Here is a 1,631-nt window from a genome sequence, read left to right on the forward strand (position 1 = left end):
CGCCAACACCCATCAAGCCGCGGGCCTGCAGCACGGCCATGCGGGCCGATGTGCCGGTTCCGGTCGGGCTGCGGTCCGAGCGGCCCGGCGAGACGATGCAGGTGTTGCGGGTGACGTTGCCAGGGCCCTGGAACGGCATGGCGAACTGCACAATCGACACGCCGCGCACATGGTCGAATTCCGGATGGACGACATCGAGCTGTTCGCGCGCGGCCCGTCGGACCTTCTCACCGGCGACCGCCAGCTCGCGAGCCTCATTGGGAGCAACCGAAAAGCCGAGCGCCTTGGCATCGACGATTGCATAGAACATGCCGCCATAGGCGATATCGACCTTGAGCGTGCCTAGCCCCTCGACCTCGATATTGGCATCCAGGCGATCGACAAAGGCGGGTGCATTGCGGAAAGTGATCGACAGGCATTTGCCGTCGCGGCATTCGGCGCGAACTTCGATGACGCCGCCCGGCATGTCGAGCTTGAAGCGTGTCTCGGGCTCCTGCATCGGCACCATGCCGGTTTCGAGCAGTACGGTGGCAACGCAGATCGTGTTGGAACCGGACATCGGAGGATATTCCGTCGGCTCCATGATGATGGCACCGGCGACGCAATCCTCGCGCGTCGACGGAACCAGGAGATTGACGTGCCGAGCAACGCTGCCGCGCGGTTCGCAGATCAGCATCCGCCTTATGTGGTCGTGATCACGTTCCATCGTGATCATCTTGTCCATCATCGTGAGGCCCGCCGGCGGCAGGACGCCTCCGACGATGACATCACCGACTTCACCTTCGGCATGACAGCCGACGACACGAATGGAGGCTTTCGTACGCATTGTTGTTCCTTGTCGATTGCAAGCCTACGCGGCGAAACGAGCAGCGAGTCCCGAAGTTCAAGCCATATGTCTCCCACGGTGAAACCTTCCGGGAAAGCATCATCATTGTCCAACACGATCGTGTTCAGCCACGCGCCCGACGCTATCCCTGCGTTTGGTTCCGCCTACTTGATCTGGAATCCGTGGGCCAATGGATCGCGATCGTCCACGAATATCGTGTTGTGGCCGATGATCCGTGCCCAACCGCCGACACTGGGCTTGATGCCCTTGAAGGGTCCGACATCGGCCTCGGCTTCGATGCGGCCCTCGAACACGGTGCCGATCAGGCTTTCCTGGCGGAAGGTGTCGCCGACCTTCAGTCGTCCCTTCCCATAGAGTTGCGCCAGGCGAGCCGAAGTCGTCCCGGTGCCGCCCGGCGAACGGTCGATCGCCTGGAGCGGAGCGGGGGCTTGCCCACATCGCACATATCATCGATATGAAGGTCAATGAGTTTGCCGAAGGTCTTCAGGCGCGAAATTCGCGACTCGCTGGGTGTCTTGCCGCGGTCGATCTGACGTTCATCATCTATTGCCCAAAGTCGGGCATCGTCGCGCCGCAGAAACGTCTCGCTGACATAGCGGCCTTTGCGGCGGACCTGAACGCGCCAAGAGCCCGAAGGGAGTCTTGTGAAAGTGGCCATCTTTCGTGTGTACTCAGATGTCGAAACGTGGCGAAAAGCGTCGCATGGGGGCGTAAATTCGTGTGCACTTGGTACGAGCTAACCAGTTGAGACTATTAGAAAAATGAAGCAATATCAAGCACATAG

1 protein-coding gene and 1 pseudogene are annotated in these 1,631 nt (G+C 60.3%); both read right to left on the reverse strand.

The annotated features are described in order from the left end of the window. A partial coding sequence (locus EN993_RS35540) for a proline racemase family protein (RefSeq protein WP_127266214.1) occupies positions 1 to 826 on the reverse strand: 826 nt, incomplete at its 3' end. 164 nt (positions 827 to 990) lie between these two features. Further along, a pseudogene (locus EN993_RS35545) lies at positions 991 to 1,260 on the reverse strand (proline racemase family protein); the annotation flags it as partial. Positions 1,261 to 1,631 lie beyond the last annotated feature (371 nt).

Origin of the sequence: Mesorhizobium sp. M7D.F.Ca.US.004.01.2.1 (genome assembly GCF_003997785.1) — a bacterium.
In the GTDB taxonomy this organism is placed as follows: domain Bacteria; phylum Pseudomonadota; class Alphaproteobacteria; order Rhizobiales; family Rhizobiaceae; genus Mesorhizobium; species Mesorhizobium loti.